This window comes from Arenimonas metalli CF5-1, assembly GCF_000747155.1.
Classification (GTDB): domain Bacteria; phylum Pseudomonadota; class Gammaproteobacteria; order Xanthomonadales; family Xanthomonadaceae; genus Arenimonas; species Arenimonas metalli.
Genome location: NZ_AVCK01000046.1, coordinates 1 through 3,465, shown reverse-complemented (window position 1 = coordinate 3,465; position 3,465 = coordinate 1). Strand labels below are relative to the sequence as shown.

The following is a 3,465-nucleotide window of genomic DNA, read 5'->3' as shown; positions in this document are numbered from 1 at the left end:
GTATTGACGGAGTTATGCGCTCACGCTCTCAAAGGGGGGACGTAGCGAACATTGTTTAAGGCGTTACTGTCTCGACACGTGCTGTCGAGGGTAAGGCGTCTTGAGGTTATATGATCAAGCCACACGGATCATTAGTATCAGTTAGCTCAACGCATTGCTGCGCTTACACACCTGACCTATCAACCACCTAGTCTTGATGGTTCCTTTAGGGGACTTGTGTCCCGGGAGATCTCATCTTGAGGCACGCTTCCCGCTTAGATGCTTTCAGCGGTTATCGTTTCCGACCATAGCTACCCGGCAATGCCATTGGCATGACAACCGGAACACCAGGGGGTCGTCCACTCCGGTCCTCTCGTACTAGGAGCAGCCCCTCTCAAATCTCCAACGCCCACGACAGATAGGGACCGAACTGTCTCACGACGTTCTGAACCCAGCTCGCGTACCACTTTAAATGGCGAACAGCCATACCCTTGGGACCGACTACAGCCCCAGGATGTGATGAGCCGACATCGAGGTGCCAAACACCGCCGTCGATATGAACTCTTGGGCGGTATCAGCCTGTTATCCCCGGAGTACCTTTTATCCGTTGAGCGATGGCCCTTCCATACAGAACCACCGGATCACTAAGACCTACTTTCGTACCTGCTTGATCCGTCGATCTTGCAGTCAAGCACGCTTATGCCTTTGCACACAGTGCGCGATGTCCGACCGCGCTGAGCGTACCTTCGTGCTCCTCCGTTACTCTTTGGGAGGAGACCGCCCCAGTCAAACTACCCACCATACATGGTCCCCGGCCCGGATAACGGGCCCAGGTTAGAACGTCAAGCACATCAGGGTGGTATTTCAAGGATGGCTCCATGCGAACTGGCGTCCACACTTCATAGCCTCCCACCTATCCTACACAGACGAACTCAACGTTCAATGTAAAGCTATAGTAAAGGTTCACGGGGTCTTTCCGTCTTGCCGCGGGAACGCTGCATCTTCACAGCGATTTCAATTTCACTGAGTCTTGGGTGGAGACAGCGCCGCTGTCGTTACGCCATTCGTGCAGGTCGGAACTTACCCGACAAGGAATTTCGCTACCTTAGGACCGTTATAGTTACGGCCGCCGTTTACCGGGGCTTCGATCAAGAGCTTCGCTTGCGCTAACCCCATCAATTAACCTTCCGGCACCGGGCAGGCGTCACACCCTATACGTCCACTTTCGTGTTTGCAGAGTGCTGTGTTTTTGATAAACAGTCGCAGCGGCCTGGTTTCTGCGGCCTTCATCAGCTCAGCCATGCATATGGCCACCAATGAAGGCGCACCTTCTCCCGAAGTTACGGTGCCATGTTGCCTAGTTCCTTCACCCAAGTTCTCTCAAGCGCCTGAGAATTCTCATCCTGCCCACCTGTGTCGGTTTACGGTACGGTCTGCGTGACCTGAAGCTTAGAGGCTTTTCCTGGAAGCGTGGTATCAGTGACTTCGTCCTAATAGAACTCGTCTCGGTGCTCGGCATAGAGAAGCGCGGATTTGCCTACGCTTCATGCCTACCTCCTTTCCCCGGGACAACCAACGCCCGGTACACCTAACCTTCTCCGTCCCCCCATCGCAGTCACGCGAGGTGCTGGAATATTAACCAGCTTCCCATCGACTACACCTTTCGGTCTCGCCTTAGGGGCCGACTCACCCTGCACCGATTAACGTTGTGCAAGGAAACCTTGGGCTTTCGGCGTGCGGGCTTTTCACCCGCATTATCGTTACTTATGTCAGCATTCGCACTTCCGATACCTCCAGCAGGCTTCTCAACCTACCTTCAACGGCTTACGGAACGCTCCTCTACCGCGCACACAAAGTGTGCACCCTAAGCTTCGGTATACCGCTTAGCCCCGTTAAATCTTCCGCGCAGGCCGACTCGACCAGTGAGCTATTACGCTTTCTTTAAAGGATGGCTGCTTCTAAGCCAACCTCCTGGCTGTCTGTGCCTTCCCACATCGTTTTCCACTGAGCGGTAATTTGGGGACCTTAGCTGTAGGTCTGGGTTGTTTCCCTTTTCACGACGGACGTTAGCACCCGCCGTGTGTCTCCCGTGTAGTCTGTCTTGGTATTCGGAGTTTGCCATGGTTTGGTAAGTCACAATGACCCCCTAGCCATAACAGTGCTCTACCCCCAAGAAGATTCGCACGAGGCGCTACCTAAATAGCTTTCGAGGAGAACCAGCTATCTCCGGGTTCGATTAGCTTTTCACTCCTAGCCACACCTCATCCCCTACTTTTGCAACAGGAGTGGGTTCGGGCCTCCAGTCGGTGTTACCCGACCTTCACCCTGGGCATGGCTAGATCACCCGGTTTCGGGTCTATTGCCTGCAACTATGCGCCCTATTCAGACTCGGTTTCCCTTCGCCTCCCCTATACGGTTAAGCTTGCTACAGACAATAAGTCGCTGACCCATTATACAAAAGGTACGCAGTCACCGAACAAGTCGGCTCCCACTGCTTGTACGCACACGGTTTCAGGTTCTATTTCACTCCCCTCGCCGGGGTTCTTTTCGCCTTTCCCTCACGGTACTGGTTCACTATCGGTCGGTCAGGAGTATTTAGCCTTGGAGGATGGTCCCCCCATATTCAGACAGGGTTTCACGTGCCCCGCCTTACTCATCATCATCTACTAGGCCCTTTCACATACAGGGCTATCACCTTCTATGGCCGGCCTTTCCAAGCCGTTTTGCTAGAACCTAATAGACTTCAGGGCTGGTCCCCGTTCGCTCGTCACTACTGGGGGAATCTCGGTTGATTTCTTTTCCTACGGTTACTGAGATATTTCAGTTCACCGCGTTCGCCTCGTACAGCTATGTATTCACTGCACGATACTGCCGAAGCAGTGGGTTTCCCCATTCGGACATCTCCGGATCAATGTCTGTTGCCGACTCCCCGGAGCTTTTCGCAGGCTGCCACGTCCTTCATCGCCTCTGACCGCCAAGGCATCCACCGTGTGCGCTTATTCGCTTGACCATATAACCTCAAGTCGCCTCAAGGTCATTCGTTTTCGCAAATAGTTACAACGATTAAACTCAATAAGGAATCCTTGACCAGGATTCCCGCCTTAGCCTCTACGACACGTGTTGTAGACAGTTTCGTCTCAAACGCTCGCTACGTCCCATGTTTTCAAAGAACACGATGCCGGGCCCTTGCCCGCCACCTAAATCTTTTGTGTGCGCTGTCATTCCACTGACGATAACTGCCGAACTGGTGGAGCCAGTCGGGATCGAACCGACGACCCCCTGCTTGCAAAGCAGGTGCTCTCCCAGCTGAGCTATGGCCCCGTGACAAGAATGGTGGGTCTAGGAGGACTCGAACCTCCGACCTCACCCTTATCAGGGGTGCGCTCTAACCACCTGAGCTACAGACCCAGGCCGGATCACGTTGTGGAATGCAGGAAACTTGTGCGGACGCCTGGCGAGCAACGACTCGTCATGCTCAAAAGGAGG

The 3,465-nt window shown here is 53.9% G+C and carries 2 tRNA genes and 1 rRNA gene; all 3 read right to left on the bottom strand.

From position 1 onward, the window contains the following. Window positions 1-110: 110 nt before the first annotated feature. Window positions 111-2,989, bottom strand: a 23S ribosomal RNA gene (locus N787_RS11640). Between the two features lie 235 nt (window positions 2,990-3,224). Further along, window positions 3,225-3,300, bottom strand: a tRNA-Ala gene (locus N787_RS11635). 10 nt (window positions 3,301-3,310) lie between these two features. Further along, window positions 3,311-3,387 (bottom strand) — tRNA-Ile (locus N787_RS11630). Window positions 3,388-3,465 lie beyond the last annotated feature (78 nt).